The organism is Devosia sp. ZW T5_3 (assembly GCF_044987315.1).
Taxonomy (GTDB): domain Bacteria; phylum Pseudomonadota; class Alphaproteobacteria; order Rhizobiales; family Devosiaceae; genus Devosia.
Genome location: NZ_JBJDRE010000007.1, coordinates 211,481 through 227,788 on the forward strand (window position 1 = coordinate 211,481; position 16,308 = coordinate 227,788).

The window sequence follows — 16,308 nt, forward strand, 5'->3', positions numbered from 1 at the left end:
GAATCCTATCGCTTGAGCTGCAGGCGCCAATATTGGCCGTTCAGGTCGGCGCCAAAGGAATGATGAGGCTCTTCGCGTTCGAGAAGGAAGCCGGCCGCCTGGTAGATCTTGCGGGCGGCGGTGAGGCAGTCCTGGGTCCAGAGCAGGATGCTGGAATAGCCCGAGGCGCGGGAGAAGCGGATGGCTTCCTCGACGAGGCGCTTGCCTATGCCATGGCCGCGGAAGGCGGGTTCGACATAGAGCATGCGCAATTGGGCCGTGGCCGGATCGGCGGCTGAGGGCACGATGAAAAGCGAGCCGGCCACCTGCCCCGCCATTTCAGCGACCCAGAGCGATTTAGATGGCGTGGCGGGTGCGGCTTCGTACTCGGCATAGATGCGGGCGATCAGGGCCTCGAACTCGCCATTCCAGCCTTGCTCGAGATGATAGAGCAGGCCCTGGCGGTGGATCAGCCAGCCCAGTTCCCCCACCCGGTGGGGACGCAGGATGAGCGTCTCGGCAGGGTCGGGCTCAGCCAGGATGGTGTGGATGCGCCGCATTGAATCCACCAAGTCGCGGCGGAGAAAATTGTCCAGCGGAGCGAGCAGTTCGGCAGCGGCGCCATCACTCCATTCGTTGAGCTGACGATAGATGCGATCACCATCGGCTGTCAGTGCCAGCGTACTGGATCGACGGTCATCGCTATGCGGCACCATGGCGAGCAGGCCCTGATCGATCAGCCGCCAGACCAGCCGGCTCATCTGCCCGCGATCCATGCCCAGATCGGCGGCAAGGCCAGCGGAGGTGGTCGACACCCGCTTGCCGATTTCATGAATCAACCTGGCCTCGGCCAAGGGATGAGGGCTCTTGTGCATGCCCTCATTCAGCAGGCCGATAACGCCCGTATAGAACCGATTGAACGCCCGGATGGTCGCGATCTGTTGGCTTTGGTCCGGCTGCTCAGCCATAGATTTGCTCCATGTCGATGAATGACATAGTCAAATAGTTTGTTGTCAAAGTCAACTAGTTTGCAGGATAGCGCTGCTTGAGCACGCCATAGACGGCGCGGATGCCATGGTCGGTGCCGCCCTGTGGGCGGCCAGGACGGGCCTCGGGGGCCCAGGCCATGATATCGAGATGCACCCACGCCTTGGCCTTGCTGACGAAACGCCGCATGAACAGGGCGGCGGTGATCGAGCCGGCAAAGCCGCCGCTGCCGGCATTGTTCACATCGGCGATCTTGGACGACATCATGCCGTCATAGGGGGACCAGAGCGGCATCTGCCAGAGCGGATCGTCGGCGAGCAGGCCCGCCGCCATCAAGTCTCGCGCCAGGGCGTCATCGGTGGAATAGAGTGCCGGCAGATCAGGGCCGAGCGCGACGCGGGCAGCGCCGGTCAGGGTGGCCATGTCCACGATCAGCTCGGGGCTTTCCTCGTCGGCCAGGGCCAGTGCATCGGCCAGGATCAGCCGGCCTTCGGCATCGGTATTGCCGATTTCGACGGTGAGACCCTTGCGGGAGGTGAGCACATCACCCGGGCGGAAAGCATTGCCGGCAATGGCATTCTCAACGATGGGAATGAGCACGCGCAGGCGCACTGCAAGGCCGGCCGAGACGATGGCGTGAGCCAGGCCCAGCACATTGGCGGCGCCGCCCATGTCCTTTTTCATCAGCAGCATGCCGGTGGCCGATTTGATATCGAGCCCGCCGGTATCGAAGGTGACGCCCTTGCCTACCAGGGTTACCTTGGGATCGGTGTCGCGGCCCCAACTCAGATCGAGCAGGCGGGGTGCCTGGGGCGCGGCGCGACCCACGGCGTGGATCATCGGGAAATTGGCGGCGAGCAGGTCATCGCCGACAATGGACGAAACGCTCATGCCGCGGGTGATGGCGAAGTCGCGGATGGCGGCTTCGAAAGCCTCGGGACCAAGATCGTTGGTGGGCGTATTGACCAGATCGCGGGCGAGCGTGGCGGCCTCGACGAGACGGTCGATCTCAGCCGTGTCGGCGCCATCAGGCGGGGTGAGATTTGGGGCGGGTTCGGCTTTACGGTACCGGGCGAAGCGATAGGCGCCGAGACGAAAACCGACTACGGCCAGGACGGGGTCACCAAAGGCGCCTTCGAGGTGATAGTCGCCGGCCGGCAGCGTTGCGCCGGCCAGGCCCATGACCAGCGCAGAGCGGTTGGCGGGCTCGCCAATGCCGAACAGATAGCCAGTCACCGCGCCATCGTCGCCTGGCAGCGCCAGCAGGCGCCCGCGCTGGCCGGAAAAGCCGTTGGCCATTGCCCAGGCAGTCCGTGCCGGCGTGAGGCCGGCCGCAGCGAGCTGCCCCTCTTCAATGACGATGATGGGCAGGGATTGGGCGTGCAACATGGCGGGCTCCGGCAGGGATTTTCCGGTGCATTTGTAGCGGGCGGGCGCGGCGCTCACAATTGCTCAAACGCCGTTTTAACGGGCTGTTAGGGTTAATGATTTATTGCTGGAAGCGGGCGAGGCTGCCCGAGGAGTGCCTAGCGTGCTGTCGTTGTTGTCCCCATTGTTCAAGCCCCTGCGCATCGTGTTGCTGGCTGGTTCGGCCATGGTGTCAATTTCGGCCTGCGCCGCTACGAGGGCTCCCGCGTCGGCGCTGGGCTACGCAGCGGGGCAACCACAGGTGGGCATTGCCGAACTGACGACGCGTTACCGCGCCAATCCCAAGGACAAGGGCACGATCATCACCTACTCCGCCGCCTTGCGCGCTGCGGGGCAGAGCGGACAGGCCGTGGCGGTGCTCGAACAGGGCGTCGGGATTTATCCCAACGACCCCGACATCGCCGTGGCCTATGCCAAGGCACTGACGGCGGACGGGCGGTTCGAGCAATCGCTGGGCGTACTCGATCGCGTCATCCGGCCGGATGCGCCGGACTGGAATGCGCTCCTGGTCAAGGGGGCGGCGCTCGACCAATTGGGGCGCAATGCCGAGGCGCGGCAGGTTTATGGCCAAGCCCTGGTCATGGCGCCGGGCGAAGCCTCGATCGAGGCCAATCTTGGCCTCTCCTATGCCATGACCAATGAACTCGGCGCTGCCGAACAGCATTTGCGCCGGGCCGCCCAGATGCCGGGCGCGACCAGCAAGATACGGCAGAATCTGGCACTGATCGTCGGCCTGCAGGGCCGGTTCGATGAGGCGCGCAAACTCTATGCGGCTGAGTTGCCGCCCGATCAGGTCGAGAGCAACATGGCCTATGTGCGCTCGATGCTGACCCAGCAGAACCGGTGGGACGCGGTTGCGAAGGGTTAGGCCTAGCACGTGACCAGACCTGCCGCTCCTTCACCCATTCAATGAGCGGGCAAGATGAGCCCGACCTTTTCAGTCGGCTAACCCATGCCGCCGCTTGCTGCGCCGCCGGGCCCGAAGATCTTGATCGCGGCCGGGGCCAGGATGACGATGAACAGCACCGGCAGGAAGAACAGGATCAACGGCACGGTCAGTTTGGGCGGCAGGGAGGCGGCTTTCTTCTCGGCTTCCATCATGCGCGCTTCGCGGCCTTCCTCGGCCATGACGCGCAATGCCTGGCCGACGGAGGTGCCGTAGCGGTCGGCCTGGATCAGGGCAGTCATCACCGAGCGCACATTATCGAGCCCGATGCGGCGGCCTAGATTGTCATAGGCGCGCGTGCGGTCTTCGAGGAAGGACAGCTCGGCCGTGGTCAAGGTCAGCTCTTCAGCCAGTTCGGCGCTTTGCTGGCCGATCTCCCGCGCGACGCGCTTGAAGGCGTGTTCCATCGACATGCCGGCTTCAACGCAAAGCAACAGCAGATCGAGGCAATCGGGCCAGGCGCGGCGGATGGAGAATTGGCGTTTGCTCGTCGTGTTCTTGAGCAAAAGAATGGGCAGATAGGAGCCGACAATGCCGGCCCCGATCGAATAGACCAGGTTGAGATAAAGCGGGCGGCCGCCGGGTGCGAGCACCATCAGATAGAGCGCGGCGAACAGGAAGATGCCGAGCGGAGTGGCAAGGCGCATGAACAGGAACGTGGTCAAATGCCCTTGTCCGCGGAAGCCGGCCATGGCGAGCTTGTCGACGGTGGCATCGTCCTGAAATGCCTTTTTGAGGTCGAACCGCTCGACCACCTTTTTCATGTAGGACTTGGTTTCGCCGGCCCGCCTGATGGAGCCGCGCCCTTCCCCGCCATTGGAGGCGAGGCCCCGCAGGCGCGCCATTTCCTCTGCCCGCATCTTGTCGCGCTCCAGCGCCACCCGACGAATGCGCGTCTTCATTTCCGATCTGACGATGAAGGACGAGCCGAAGGTATAGACGATGGCAGCGGCGGAAATGGCCGCCAGAATGGCGATGAGCGATTCCCGCTGGGTCAGCATTTCGACGATGTTCATGACATGCTCCCCGCGCCTAGAAGTCGAATTTGACCATGCGTTTCATGACGAAAATGCCCGCGGAGAGCATGATCGCGCCGATGCCAAGCCAGATATGGCCCAGCGAGGTGGTGACCAGCGGCTCGAGATAGCGGGGCGACACCACGCTGACGAGAATGCCCACCACGAAAGGCAGCGAGCCGATAATGCCGGCGGAGGCCTTGGCCTCGGACGACATGGCCTTGACCTTCTGTTTCATCTTCTTGCGGTTGCGCAGCACGCGCGCCAGATTGCCCAGGGCTTCGCTGAGATTGCCGCCAGCCTGCTGCTGCACGGTGATGACGACGACGAAGAAATTGACCTCGGGCAGTGGCACCCGGTCGAGCAACACCTGGACTGCTTCGGTCATGGACATGCCGAAGGCCTGCTGATCGAGCACCCGGGCGAATTCGGATTTCACCGGGTCCTTGGCATCCTTGGCAACGACGCGGATGGAATCGTTGAGCGGCAAGCCAGTCTTGACGCCGCGCACGATGGCTTCAACGGCATTGGGCAATTCGTCAAGAAACTGGTCCTGATATTTGCGGCGCTTGCGGCCGACATAGAAGCGCGGCAGCAGATAGGCGGCGGCAAGCGCGAAAATGGCGGCGAAATAGAACGGCACCTGCACCAGCACCAAAAGAACGAACAGCACCACACCAAGGATAATGCTGTTGCGGATGAATGCGGCAGGTTTGATGGTCATGCCGGCCTGAAACAGCAATTGAGGCAGCGTGAGACGCTTCTTGGCGTTGAGCGCGTCAGTCTGGGTCTTGAGCGCTTGCTGCACACTCTTGCGGCGCTGATCGCGGCTGCGCGCCGCGTCCACCTCCAGGCGATTGACCCGCAGGTCGCCCTGGAAGGCCTTGCGCCGCTTGTCCGCAGTGCTGTCGCCCAGCGCCGAAGGGACAAGGGCAAAGCCGGCGGCGCCGACGGCAACCATGGCCAGGATGATGAGCAGGAGCGTGGTCATGAATCCAGCAGCTCACGCTGTTCGATATTGGAGCGCTCGAGCGCTTCGACGAGATTGGCTTCCTCGTTGAAATAGCGGGCGCGTTCGGCAAATTGCGGCTTGGTGATGCCGGTCGAGCGATGGCGGCCCATCAGCATGCCAGACTGGTCTTCGCCCATGATGTCGTAGAGGAAGATATCCTGGGTGACGATGACATCGCCTTCCATGCCCAGCACTTCGGTGATGTGGGTGATGCGGCGCGAGCCATCGCGCAGGCGGGCGGCCTGCACCACGACATCGATGGACGAGGTGATCATTTCGCGGATGGTGCGGCTGGGCAGGGAATAGCCGCCCATGGTGATCATGGATTCAAGACGCGACAGGGCCTCGCGTGGGCTGTTGGCGTGCAGCGTGCCCATGGAGCCGTCATGGCCCGTATTCATGGCCTGCAGCAGATCGAAGCTTTCGGGGCCGCGGACTTCGCCGACGATGATGCGTTCGGGCCGCATACGCAGGCAATTCTTGATGAGATCGCGCATGGTGATCTCGCCTTCGCCCTCAAGATTGGGCGGGCGGGTTTCCAGCCGCACCACATGGGGCTGTTGAAGCTGGAGTTCGGCGGAATCTTCGCAGGTGATGACCCGCTCGTCCTTTTCAATAAAGGCGGTGAGACAATTGAGCAGTGTCGTCTTGCCCGAGCCGGTACCGCCCGAGATCAGCACATTGGCCCGAACCCGGCCCAGAATGCGCAGCACTTCAGCGCCTTCGGGGGAGATAGAGCCATATTTGACCAGTTGTGGCAGGGTCAGCTTGTCCTTTTTGAACTTACGAATGGTAAGAGCCGCGCCATCGATGGCCAGCGGCGGGGCGATGACGTTGACGCGCGAGCCATCGGGGAGGCGGGCGTCGCAAATCGGAGAGCTTTCATCGACGCGGCGACCCACCTGGGACACGATGCGCTGGCACACATTCATCAGGTGGGCGTCGTCGCGGAAGCGCACATTGGTGAGCTTCACCCGGCCGCCCACTTCGATGTAGCAACGCTGGGAACCATTGACCATGATATCGGCAATGTCGTCGCGCGCCAGCAAGGGCTCGAGTGGACCATAGCCCAGAACGTCATTGCAGATGTCCTCGAGCAGATCTTCCTGCTCGGCAATCGACATGATGATGGATTTGAGCGCGATGATCTCGGCGACGATGTCGCGAATTTCCTCGCGCGCGGCATCCTGATCCATGGTGGCGAGCTGGCTCAGATCGATGGAATCAATCAGGGCGCTGAAAATGGCCGACTTGGTCTGGAAATAATCCTTGTCGCGCTGCGTATCGATCGGGGTGCGGACGTCGACCACTTCCTCGCTTGTGCGCATGCGAGCCGACATGGCGTCGCTATCAACGCCGCGGCGCGGGGCCGGGGTTTCCGCGCGAAGCGGCATGGCGGGCGCCGGACGCGTTTCGGCCAGGCCCGGCGTATTGCCACCAAATGTCGTGCGCTTGCCAAACATGTTCGTCCTATCCGGCTGATCGGAACCCGATCAAGCCCGCTTCTTGAGAAACGAAGGCAGCTTCATCAGGCTCGATGACTTGCCTCCGGCGTGCGACACCTGCCGGCCCGTCACCTGCATGCCGATGGCGCGGTAGATGTCGTTGATCTTGTTGTTGGCGGCGACCTCGGCGATCATCTGCCCATTATTGGCGGCAGTGCCGAACAGGGCCGCATCGAACGGAATGGCACCCAGCAGCTGGCATTCGACCGAAGCGGCGAATTCGGCGGAGCTGATCTCGGGGCGGCGGGGCATGCCCACCTTGTTGAGCACCAGATTGGGCATGGCTTCCGTCGGGCGCAGGGCCTTGATGGTGTCGGCCAGATTCTTGGCATTGCGCAGATTGGCCAGGTCCGGCTCGGCCACGATGACCACTTCGTCCACTGTCGCCAGGGTATGGCGGATCCAGGCATTCCAGGCATGGGGAATGTCGAGCACCACGACGGGCATGGTGTTCTGGCTCATCTCGATGATCTGCTCGAATTCCCGCTCCTCGAAATCGAAGGTACGGTCGAGCGTGACGGGAGCGGTCAGCAGGTTGATGTGGTTGGCCGCCTTGCTCATCAGCCGATCCAGCATGGTCTGGTCGACCTTCTGGTTGGCGAGCACCGCATCGGCCAGGCCATGGGGTGGGTCCTGATTGAAATTGAGCCCTGCCGTGCCGAAGGCCAGGTCCATGTCGAGGATGAGGCTATCCTGACGCAGGGCGGTCGCGACGGCCCAGGCGACATTATGTGCCACGGTGGAACCCCCTGCCCCGCCCTTGGCCGAGACAAAGCCGATAGTGCGGCCGATGGGAGCGCCCCCTTCGGCCGCGAACAGGTCGGTGATGGCCGAGACGATCTGCGCCGAGGTGGCGGGCAGCACCACATATTCGGAAACGCCCGAGCGGATCAGTTCGCGATAGAGCGGCACGTCATTGACATGGCCGAGCACGATCAGGCGCGTGGAGGCATCGCAGACTTCGGCCAGCCGCTCCAGCGCCAGCGGAATCTCGGACGGCGAGAGCGCGGTTTCCACGATGATCAGATTGGGCGTGGGGTTGGATTTGTAGGTTTCGACGGCGCCTTCGATACCCCCATTGTGCGTGGTCAGCGCCACCTTAGACATGCGCCGGTCATGAATGGCGCTTTCCACCAATTGGGCGGTTTGAGAATGCTCGCAAAAGGCCTGGATGGTGATGCGCGGAATGAGGCGGGCGCCGGCCGAAATTTCGGCCGCGGCTTCTTCGCTCTTGGTTTTTTCGGGAGAGAGAAAACTCATCGTACTAAACTCCTGGGGCCGTGCTCAATCGAGCACGAAGCCGACAGATCCGTTGAAACCGCCGCGCATTTCGATATCGCCACCGACGCCATAATTTCGCTCCATGCGGCCGAGGAAAATGGCTTCGGCATCACTGGCTGCTTCGAACTTGTCGGTGGGCAGAATGGGCTGCTGGGTCATCGGCGCGGCGAGATACGGCGTGACGATGATGACCAGCTCGGTCTGGCTGCGCTGGAAATTGCGCGAGCGGAACAGGGTGCCCAGGATAGGGATATCACCCAGGCCCGGCAGGCCTGAAATCTGCTGGCGCAATTTGTCCTGGATCATGCCGGCAATGGCGATGGTCTGGCCCGGGCGCAGCTCGATGGAGGTCTTGGCGCTGCGATTGTTGAAGCCGGGGACGGTTTCACCACCGATATTGAAACCGGTCTCGGCGATTTCGGAAACCTCGGTTTCGACCTCGAGCCCCACCACGCCGTTGGACTTGATAGTGGGCGTGAATTTGAGCTTCACCCCGAAATCCTTGAGCGTATAGGTGCGGTTATTGGTGGCCGGATCGATGGCCGAGAGAATAGGAATCTGCCCGCCCGCGAGAAATTCGGCGGGTTCACCGGAAATGGCGGTGAGAACTGGTTCGGCCAGGGTGCGGAGCGCGCCGCGCTGTTCGAGCGCCCGCAGCTCGGCCGTGAGCGAGACATTGCCGGCCGAAAAGCCACCCGTAACGCCATTGGGTAGGGTGGACTGCGTGCTGTTAATGCCGGCGTTGAAATTGCCGATGGAGAGACTGCCAGAGAGATTGATGCCAAGCTGCTTGACGGTATCGCGTGACACTTCAGCTACGGTGACCTGCAGCATGACCTGCTGGGAACCGGAAATGTCGAGAATATTGGCCACGTTCAGCGGATCGCCCGCAAACTGGATGGCCACCTGTTCGGCACGCTGCTTGTCGTCGGTCGACAGAACCGTGCCAGTGAGCACAACGCGGTTGGTCTCATCACCCAGCGTTACAGATTCAACGCGGATATTGGAGCCGGGAATGACGCGGGCCAATGCCTCCTGGAGGGCATTGCCGACCTGGGATGGCTCCTTGATGACGCGGATATCGAGCACGGAAATCGTGCGGCCCTGATCGTCAAGGAAGAAGATATTGGTATCGCCACCCGAAATGCCCTGCACGATCGCCCGGGTGCGGGTGCGCATGATGGCGGCAGCCACAGTGGGCTGGGACACCACCACTTCGGCCACACCCGCGGGCAGATCGACGATGATGGATTTGTTGAGGTCGAGTTCCATTTGCCGCGTGCCGCCGTAGGCGGCGGACGAGATGGTTATCTGCGCCTCCTGAGCAGCCGCCGGCTGAAGCAGAGTGGCGCCGGCCAACAGCGCCATGACGGCCGAAGCCAGGAACTTGCGGGGCAAAACGGAAATGGATGTGAGCATGGTTGCCTCTCGCCCTACTGGGGCAACACTTGCGGCGCGGTGACGCTGGCCGGCACATTGAGGGGAGGAGTGTAGACACTATCGACGGGGAAACCTGTGACGGCCGGCGGATTGAAGGCCTGGCCGCCGTTGGTCGAGCGCACGCTTTGTTCCCGGCCGAAGCGGATCAGTCGGATCGACTGGCTGCCGCCGGCATCGGCCACGCTATTGTCCTTGAAATCAATCATCGAACGCAGGGTCAGGCTGAGTTCGCCACGGGTGGCGGCATTGATCAGCACCTCAGCCTGGGGCGGCAGCAATTCGAGCGTGGCAATGGTGGCGTTGTCGAACACAACGGGCGTGGGCGAACCTGTTGGTGTCTGTCCGACTTCGGTGCCGGTGACGCCCATCTCGCCCAAGCGTTTGCCGATGGCGAGTACCCGCACATTGGAGAGGATGACTTGGGATTGTTGGCCCATTTCGGTGGCGGTGGTCAGCACCACATCGACATGATCATTGGGGACGACGAAGCCACCAGCGCTGGAGACCGCCGTGACGCCGACCGAAACGCCGCGCATACCCTGGCCGAGAACGGCCGAGAGATAGCCCTGGTCGGCGCGGACCAGCTTGGCCTCGCGGATCGGCTCGCCGGGAAAGAATTCGAACCGCACCACGGCACCCGTCAATTGAGCGGGAGCATCGGGCATGGCGGTGGAGGTGACGTATTCGGGGCGTACGGCGCCCTCGGGCCAATCCTGCCATTCTAGATTTTCTGCAGTGAGGCGCTCGCCAATGCCAACGGCGCTGCGGGCGACTAGGACCTGGGCCTTGGCCTCCTGCCGCACCACTTCGCTCACGACCTGTTCGGGCGCTGGGCCACCACGGGTCACCAGAAATGCGGCCAGCCCGGCGGCGACCACTGCCACTAGGATCAAGATGAGACGCGCCGGCTTCATGCCACACTCCGCTTAGGGATGGAGCCGTTCTGGCCCAATTCCACAATTGTGAGTGTGAACCCAAAGGGTCAAAGTTTGGTTAACCGGGCGTTTGCGAATTCAGTTAACGGGATGTAAATTTTAGCGAATTTAGTAATTTTCCAGAAAGGACAAGTATTCGCCGTGAGGGCTTATTGATCTTTGCGGCTTACGGCCTGCAAGGCTCCGTCGAGGGGCGCCTAGGCGGACAAGCGCTCGAAGATCACCGAGTTGGAATATGTCATGAGGCCGGCAAGGGCCAAGGCGACACCATAAGGAATGCCGGATTTGCGGTCATGCAACCGCTCAAGCCAGCGATAGCGGGCTAGGAACGGCGTGAGGGGAAGCCGGCGCAGGGCGAGGATAAGCAGCGTCAGTACGCCCCCCAGCACGGCGGCGTAAACCAGATAAGGCAGTGTAAGGCCGAAGCCGAGCCAAAGCGCGGTGGCAGCTGCCAGCTTGGCGTCGCCCCCGCCGACCCAGCGCAGGGCGAAAAACGTGAAACCGGCAACCAGAACGATCAACGCGGCAACGACATGCATGGCGAATTGCTGCAAGGGCAGGTTGATGGCCATAGCCGTAATGCAAAAGCCGACAACCAGCAGCAGCACGAGCTTGTTGGATATTCGCATGGTCAGCAGATCGGAGGAGGCAGCGAAAGCCATGCCGAGCGGAAAAAACAGCAATGCGATCGTGGCCATTAGAACGTCCCCAAAAAACGGCACGGGCATAGTACCGCCGCGGCAAAAACATTGCGACGGAGCGCGTTAAGAAACGACAAAAAGAAAAGGGGAAAGCGCTAAACGCCTTCCCCTATCGTTTACAGCGACGCCGAAGCGTCTTGGCTATTATGGCGTCGCGGGCGGTGTCGCAGTCGCTGGGATGGTGCCATCGAGCGTATCAGAGATACGTTCGAACAGGTCACTCAGGCTCCCCCCCAAAGCGGTCGCGGCAACAATGATACCAACGGAAATCAGTGCGGCGATCAGGCCGTATTCAATTGCGGTTGCGCCGGACTCGTCCTTGGCGAAACGTGCGAAAATAGTCATTCCCAGGCTCCTTTAAATAACGTCATCGGGTGACGCCGTCGTTCGACACGTCACACATCGAACATGAGGCAAAAACTAGTCGTGACTTGTTGCAATTGAGTTAATCGGCCGGACAGTCAGAGAGTGATTTTGGCGCCGATTTCCGTATGATAATCAAAGCGTTAATTAAATCTATGGCATTTTATCTGTCGCTGTGCCGTCGGGCGTCAGCAAGTATAGGGCGCGGCTATACTTATTTGCTTCAAGGCCACATAGCATTGCCCGGCCATCAACTCCGCGCATGCGAGGAATGCCTGCCAAACCCTTGTTTGCCGGGTGTTTGTCAAAAAATTCACCATTCCAATGGAAACTGACATTCGTTGCGTTCCCGATGGCCGGATTGTCCCATGCGTTTGCCCTCTGCTTTTGCCGCCCTATGTCTGTTGCTGGCCAACTTGGGCGGCGTCCATGCGGCTGACGGGCTGCCGATCGAGGTCAATGTCAACATGGCGCGCGTCTTGCGCATCAGTTCGCCCGCCGCCACGGTGATCATCGGCAATCCTGGCATTGCCGACGTGACCATTCAAGACCCGCTGACGCTGGTGCTGACCGGCAAAAGCTATGGGCAGACCAATCTGATCGTGCTCGACGCACAGGGTAATCCCATTGCCGACACCATGGTCGAAGTAGCGCAGATGCAAGCGGGCGTAATGACCGTCTATCAGGGGCAGAACCGCACCACGCTATCCTGCGCACCCACATGCCAGCCCGTGATCATGCTGGGTGACGACAATTCCTTTACGGCGCAAGCGCTGGCGTCGTCTCAGGTTGTACAGTCTGCTGCGCAGTAGGCCTTTAACCGCAGCTTAACCTTCCGCGCGAACGGGGTCGCCCGCAGGCGCCTTCGTAACCAAGGATTAGCCAAAAGCCCCTAGCCTGTGGCGACCAAACGCATGTGGGCTCATGATCAAGTCAATTGCATCCCTGCTCGGCAGAGCGTCGCCGAGGAAAAGATGGCGCGCCTTTGCGCGCCATGAGGATGCAACGACGGTGATCGAATTTGCCCTGCTGGCAATGCCGTTCTTCGCCATCATGACAGCAATTCTGCAAACCTCGCTGGTTTTCATGTCCGGCCAGATTCTGGAAAGTGCGGTGCAGGACGCCAGCCGGATGATCCGCACCGGCCAGGCCCAGACCCGCAAGGACACGCTCGCCTCCTTCCGCAGCAATGTGTGCGACCGGCTCTATGGGCTGTTTTCCGACTGCTCGGGCCTGCATGTGCGGGTGTCGGTGGTGTCCAATTTCCAGTCGGCGACGGTCGAGCCGCCGGTGGACTGGACCTGCAAGGTCGACAATTGCGGCTGGACCAAGGGCGAAAACTATACTCCCGGCGCTGGATCAAACGTGGTTCTGGTGCAGGTCTATTACAAATATCCGGTGCTGCTGAACCTCAACTTCCTGGGCGGCTCGCTTGGCCTGTCCAATCTCCGTGACGGGCGGCGCTTGCTGGGTGCAGTCACCGTGTTCCGCAACGAGCCTTTCACATGATCGCGGCCCGGCAGATGCTCAAGCGACTGCTTCGGCGCTTCGCCAAAGCACAGGGCGGTGTAGCGGCGGTGGAGTTCGCGCTGGTCGTGCCCTTCATGTTGATGGTCTATCTAGGCACGACCGAAGCCGGCGCCCTGATCACCATGGATCGCAAAGTGCAATCGGTTGCCGGCGCGGTGGGGGACCTGGTGGCTCGTGAGAACGGGACGATTTCCGGCGCCACATTGCAGGATTATTTCCAGGCTTCCTCGGGCATCATGACGCCCTACACCACGACCAACATCAAGCAGATCGTCACCTCGGTGAAGGTGAAGGTCGACGGCACCACGGAAGTGGCCTGGTCGCGCGAATATCTCAACGGCGTCATGAGCGTGGGGACGACCTACCCACAGAACCAGCCCTATGGCCGAGCCAGCGACATGGCCAGCATGACCGATATCGCCAAGGGCAGCTATGTCATCGTCTCGGAAGCCAGCTATAGCTACAAGCCGCTTTACGGTTTCGTCTTCGACCAGGCGGTCAATCTCTATCGCCAGAGCTTTTACGTGCCGCGGTTCGGTGAGCCAATCGTTCTGAACTAGCCGTTGCACCCGCCTTCAGCGCGTGGCAAAAGCCAGCCAGCTTCCTTCCTCCTGGTGACCTTCCCATGACCGATACGCTCGTCCCTGTTTTTGACCTTGGCGGCGTGTTCGTCGACTGGAACCCGATGTATCTGTTCCGCAAGCTCTTCGAGAGCGAGGACGATGCGCTATGGTTCCACCAGAATATCTGCACGCTGGACTGGAATCTGGAATTCGACGCGGGGGAAATCTATTCCGAGGGCGTCGCCAAGCTGATCACCCGCTTCCCCAAATATTGGCGCGAAATCCAGGCGTTCGACCTGCGCTGGAAGGAAACGCTGGGTGAATTCATCCAGGGCACGATTGACATCCATGACGAGTTGATCGAGCAGGAAGTCCCCACCTTTGCCATTACCAATTTTTCCTGGGAAAAATGGGTGAGCTGCCTGGGCGAATGGCCGTTCCTCGAAAAGTTCGATGGCGTGATCGTGTCGGGGCTCGAAGGGCTGGTGAAGCCCGATCCCCGGCTTTATCGCGTGTTCTGCGAGCGCTATGGCCTGGCGCCCGAAAGCTGCGTGTTCATCGACGACAGCGAGCCCAATATCACCTCGGCACGCAAATTCGGCATGCATGGAATCCACTTCAAGGACCCGGTCATGCTGCGCAAGGAACTGATCGCGCTGGGGCTGCCACTCAAGGCGAAGTAGGCCCTCTTGCCTCTCCTTGAGGGGGAGAGGCATAGGACAGCGCTTATTTCGTGCCGTACATGCGGTCGCCCGCATCGCCAAGGCCAGGGATGATGTAGCCCTTCTCATTGAGATGGCTGTCGATGGAGGCGGTGAAGACCGGCACGTCGGGATGGGTTTCCCCGAAATGCTTGAGGCCTTCGGGTGCGGCGAGCAGGCAGAGGAAGCGGATATTGTTGGCGCCGCGTTCCTTGAGCTTGTCGATGGCGGCAGTGGCCGAGTTGGCGGTGGCCAGCATCGGATCGACCACGATGATCAGGCGATCTTCCAGATTGGACGGAGCCTTGAAGTAATACTCGACGGGCTCGAGCGTTTCGTGATCGCGATAGATGCCAATATGGGCGACGCGGGCGGCCGGGACCAGATCGAGCATGCCATCGAGCAGGCCATTGCCGGCGCGCAGGATGGAGGCGAAAACCAGCTTCTTGCCCTTGATGGCGGGAGACTGCATCTCGGCCATCGGGGTTTCGATGGGGATCATCTCGAGTTCGAGATCGCGCGTGACCTCGTAGCACATCAGATGGGCGATCTCGCGCAGCAGGCGGCGGAACCCCGCGATGGAGGTCTCCTTGTTGCGCATGATGGTCAGCTTGTGCTGGATCAAGGGGTGATCGAGGACGGTCACGCTGCTCATTGGATCACCTGTTCTTGTCGGGTTAGAGAAAGCTTTTGCCATGACGGCCGGGTGCGAGGCCGAGCCAATGGGCAATGGTTTCGCCAATATCTGCGAAGGTGGAGCGAATGCCAATCTCGCCCGCCGACACGCTTGGGGAAAAGAGCAGAATCGGGATCTGTTCCCGTGTGTGGTCGGTGCCGGGCCAGGTTGGATCATTGCCGTGGTCGGCCGTAAGGATCAAGAGATCATCGTCCCTGAGCTTGGCGATCAGCTCGGGCAGGCGGGCGTCGAAATATTCGAGGGCCGCGGCGTAGCCGGGCACGTCGCGGCGATGGCCATATTCGCTGTCGAAATCGACGAAATTGGTCATGATGAACGCGTTATCGGCAGCCATTTCCATGGCCTCGAGCGTCTTGTCGAACAGTTGGGGCAGCCCCGTGCCCTTGAGCTTATGGGTGACGCCATGGGCGGCATAAATGTCGGAAATCTTGCCGATGGCGAAGACCTGGTTTCCGGCTGCCTTGTTGCGATCGAGCAGGGTCGGCTCGGGTGGTGAAATGGCGAAGTCGCGGCGATTGCCGGTGCGCTTGAAGCTCTTTGCATCCTCACCCACGAACGGGCGGGCGATCACACGGCCGATATTGAGGGGCGCGGTGAGCTCGAAGGCGATCTGGCAAATCTCGTAGAGCCGATCGAGCCCGAAATGGCTCTCATGCGCGGCGATCTGGAACACGCTATCGATGGAGGTGTAGCAGATCGGCTTGCCGGTGCGGATGCTCTCTTCGCCTAACTCTGCAATGATATTGGTGCCCGAGGCATGCTTGTCGCCCAGAATGCCGGGCAGCTTGGCGCGTTTGATGAATTCTTCGATCAGCGCGGGCGGAAAGGTCGGCTCGGTTTGCGGGAAATAGCCCCATTCGAAGGGCACCGGCACGCCGGCGATTTCCCAATGGCCGGAGGGAGTGTCCTTGCCCTTGCTGACTTCGCGGCCGACGCCGAAGCGCCCGCCTTTGGGAGTTGCGGAGAGATTGGGTGGCATTGTGCCGGTCGAGAGCTTTATCGCGGCGCCGATGCCGAGGGCATCGAGATTGGGCACGTTGAGCGGGCCGGCGCGCAGGCCGGCCTTGTCGGCTTTGCCCGCGGCGGCGTGTTCGGCGATGTGACCAAAGGTGTTGGAGCCGACATCGCCATAGGCGGCAGCGTCGGGCGCGCCACCAATGCCGACGCTATCGAGAATGCACAGAATGGCGCGGGGCATGGCGGCTCCTTGAACTGGCTATCTAC

At 61.4% G+C, this 16,308-nt stretch carries 17 protein-coding genes; 5 read left to right on the forward strand and 12 right to left on the reverse strand.

The window, feature by feature from the left end:
* Positions 1–5: 5 nt before the first annotated feature.
* Positions 6–947, reverse strand: a complete 942-nt coding sequence (locus ACI3KW_RS11175; RefSeq protein ID WP_404848132.1) for a GNAT family N-acetyltransferase — start codon at positions 945–947, stop codon at positions 6–8.
* A gap of 55 nt (positions 948–1,002) precedes the next feature.
* Positions 1,003–2,355 carry a leucyl aminopeptidase family protein gene (locus tag ACI3KW_RS11180; protein WP_404848133.1) on the reverse strand — a complete coding sequence of 451 codons (1,353 nt, stop codon included), beginning with the start codon at positions 2,353–2,355 and terminating at the stop codon, positions 1,003–1,005.
* Between the two features lie 142 nt (positions 2,356–2,497).
* Here ACI3KW_RS11180 and ACI3KW_RS11185 point away from each other — a divergent pair, with 142 nt between their 5' ends.
* Complete coding sequence (locus tag ACI3KW_RS11185; protein WP_404848134.1) at positions 2,498–3,262, forward strand: tetratricopeptide repeat protein; 765 nt, start codon at positions 2,498–2,500, stop codon at positions 3,260–3,262.
* Between the two features lie 77 nt (positions 3,263–3,339).
* Here the strand turns inward: ACI3KW_RS11185 and ACI3KW_RS11190 are convergent, their stop codons facing one another.
* The 8 genes from ACI3KW_RS11190 to ACI3KW_RS11225 form a co-directional block, all read right to left on the reverse strand.
* Positions 3,340–4,356: a type II secretion system F family protein gene (locus ACI3KW_RS11190; RefSeq protein ID WP_113122647.1), complete on the reverse strand. Its 1,017-nt coding sequence runs from the start codon at positions 4,354–4,356 to the stop codon at positions 3,340–3,342.
* A gap of 16 nt (positions 4,357–4,372) precedes the next feature.
* Positions 4,373–5,347, reverse strand: coding sequence for a type II secretion system F family protein (locus ACI3KW_RS11195; RefSeq protein WP_113122646.1), 975 nt, complete (start codon positions 5,345–5,347; stop codon positions 4,373–4,375).
* Complete coding sequence (locus ACI3KW_RS11200; protein ID WP_262169970.1) at positions 5,344–6,831, reverse strand: CpaF family protein; 1,488 nt, start codon at positions 6,829–6,831, stop codon at positions 5,344–5,346. The genes ACI3KW_RS11195 and ACI3KW_RS11200 overlap by 4 nt, the downstream gene beginning before the upstream one ends.
* A gap of 30 nt (positions 6,832–6,861) precedes the next feature.
* A complete protein-coding gene (locus ACI3KW_RS11205; protein ID WP_404848135.1) occupies positions 6,862–8,133 on the reverse strand; it encodes a CpaE family protein in 1,272 nt (423 codons plus the stop codon).
* A gap of 24 nt (positions 8,134–8,157) precedes the next feature.
* Entirely contained in the window at positions 8,158–9,573 is a 1,416-nt protein-coding gene (locus tag ACI3KW_RS11210) for a type II and III secretion system protein family protein (protein WP_262169973.1), read from the reverse strand.
* A gap of 14 nt (positions 9,574–9,587) precedes the next feature.
* Positions 9,588–10,508, reverse strand: coding sequence for a Flp pilus assembly protein CpaB (cpaB, locus tag ACI3KW_RS11215; RefSeq protein ID WP_404848136.1), 921 nt, complete (start codon positions 10,506–10,508; stop codon positions 9,588–9,590).
* A 218-nt stretch (positions 10,509–10,726) separates the two neighbouring features.
* Positions 10,727–11,227 carry a prepilin peptidase gene (locus ACI3KW_RS11220; RefSeq protein WP_404848137.1) on the reverse strand — a complete coding sequence of 167 codons (501 nt, stop codon included), beginning with the start codon at positions 11,225–11,227 and terminating at the stop codon, positions 10,727–10,729.
* 147 nt (positions 11,228–11,374) lie between these two features.
* Positions 11,375–11,575 carry a Flp family type IVb pilin gene (locus tag ACI3KW_RS11225; RefSeq protein WP_404848138.1) on the reverse strand — a complete coding sequence of 67 codons (201 nt, stop codon included), beginning with the start codon at positions 11,573–11,575 and terminating at the stop codon, positions 11,375–11,377.
* Between the two features lie 386 nt (positions 11,576–11,961).
* Here ACI3KW_RS11225 and ACI3KW_RS11230 point away from each other — a divergent pair, with 386 nt between their 5' ends.
* The 4 genes from ACI3KW_RS11230 (at position 11,962) to ACI3KW_RS11245 (ending at position 14,369) form a co-directional block, all read left to right on the forward strand.
* Positions 11,962–12,405 (forward strand): pilus assembly protein N-terminal domain-containing protein, encoded by a 444-nt coding sequence (locus ACI3KW_RS11230; protein ID WP_404848139.1) that lies wholly within the window; start codon positions 11,962–11,964, stop codon positions 12,403–12,405.
* 199 nt (positions 12,406–12,604) lie between these two features.
* Positions 12,605–13,102 (forward strand): TadE/TadG family type IV pilus assembly protein, encoded by a 498-nt coding sequence (locus ACI3KW_RS11235; RefSeq protein ID WP_404848140.1) that lies wholly within the window; start codon positions 12,605–12,607, stop codon positions 13,100–13,102.
* Positions 13,099–13,683 carry a TadE/TadG family type IV pilus assembly protein gene (locus ACI3KW_RS11240; RefSeq protein WP_404848141.1) on the forward strand — a complete coding sequence of 195 codons (585 nt, stop codon included), beginning with the start codon at positions 13,099–13,101 and terminating at the stop codon, positions 13,681–13,683. The genes ACI3KW_RS11235 and ACI3KW_RS11240 overlap by 4 nt, the downstream gene beginning before the upstream one ends.
* A 65-nt stretch (positions 13,684–13,748) precedes the next feature.
* A complete protein-coding gene (locus ACI3KW_RS11245; RefSeq protein WP_262169983.1) occupies positions 13,749–14,369 on the forward strand; it encodes an HAD family phosphatase in 621 nt (206 codons plus the stop codon).
* A 43-nt stretch (positions 14,370–14,412) separates the two neighbouring features.
* Here ACI3KW_RS11245 and upp read toward each other — a convergent pair whose 3' ends face one another.
* Positions 14,413–15,042, reverse strand: coding sequence for a uracil phosphoribosyltransferase (gene upp, locus ACI3KW_RS11250; protein WP_404848142.1), 630 nt, complete (start codon positions 15,040–15,042; stop codon positions 14,413–14,415).
* Between the two features lie 22 nt (positions 15,043–15,064).
* The gene (locus ACI3KW_RS11255) at positions 15,065–16,282 is read right to left on the reverse strand and encodes a phosphopentomutase (protein WP_404848143.1); all 1,218 of its coding nucleotides are present in this window, start codon (positions 16,280–16,282) and stop codon (positions 15,065–15,067) included.
* Between the last annotated feature and the right edge of the window lie 26 nt (positions 16,283–16,308).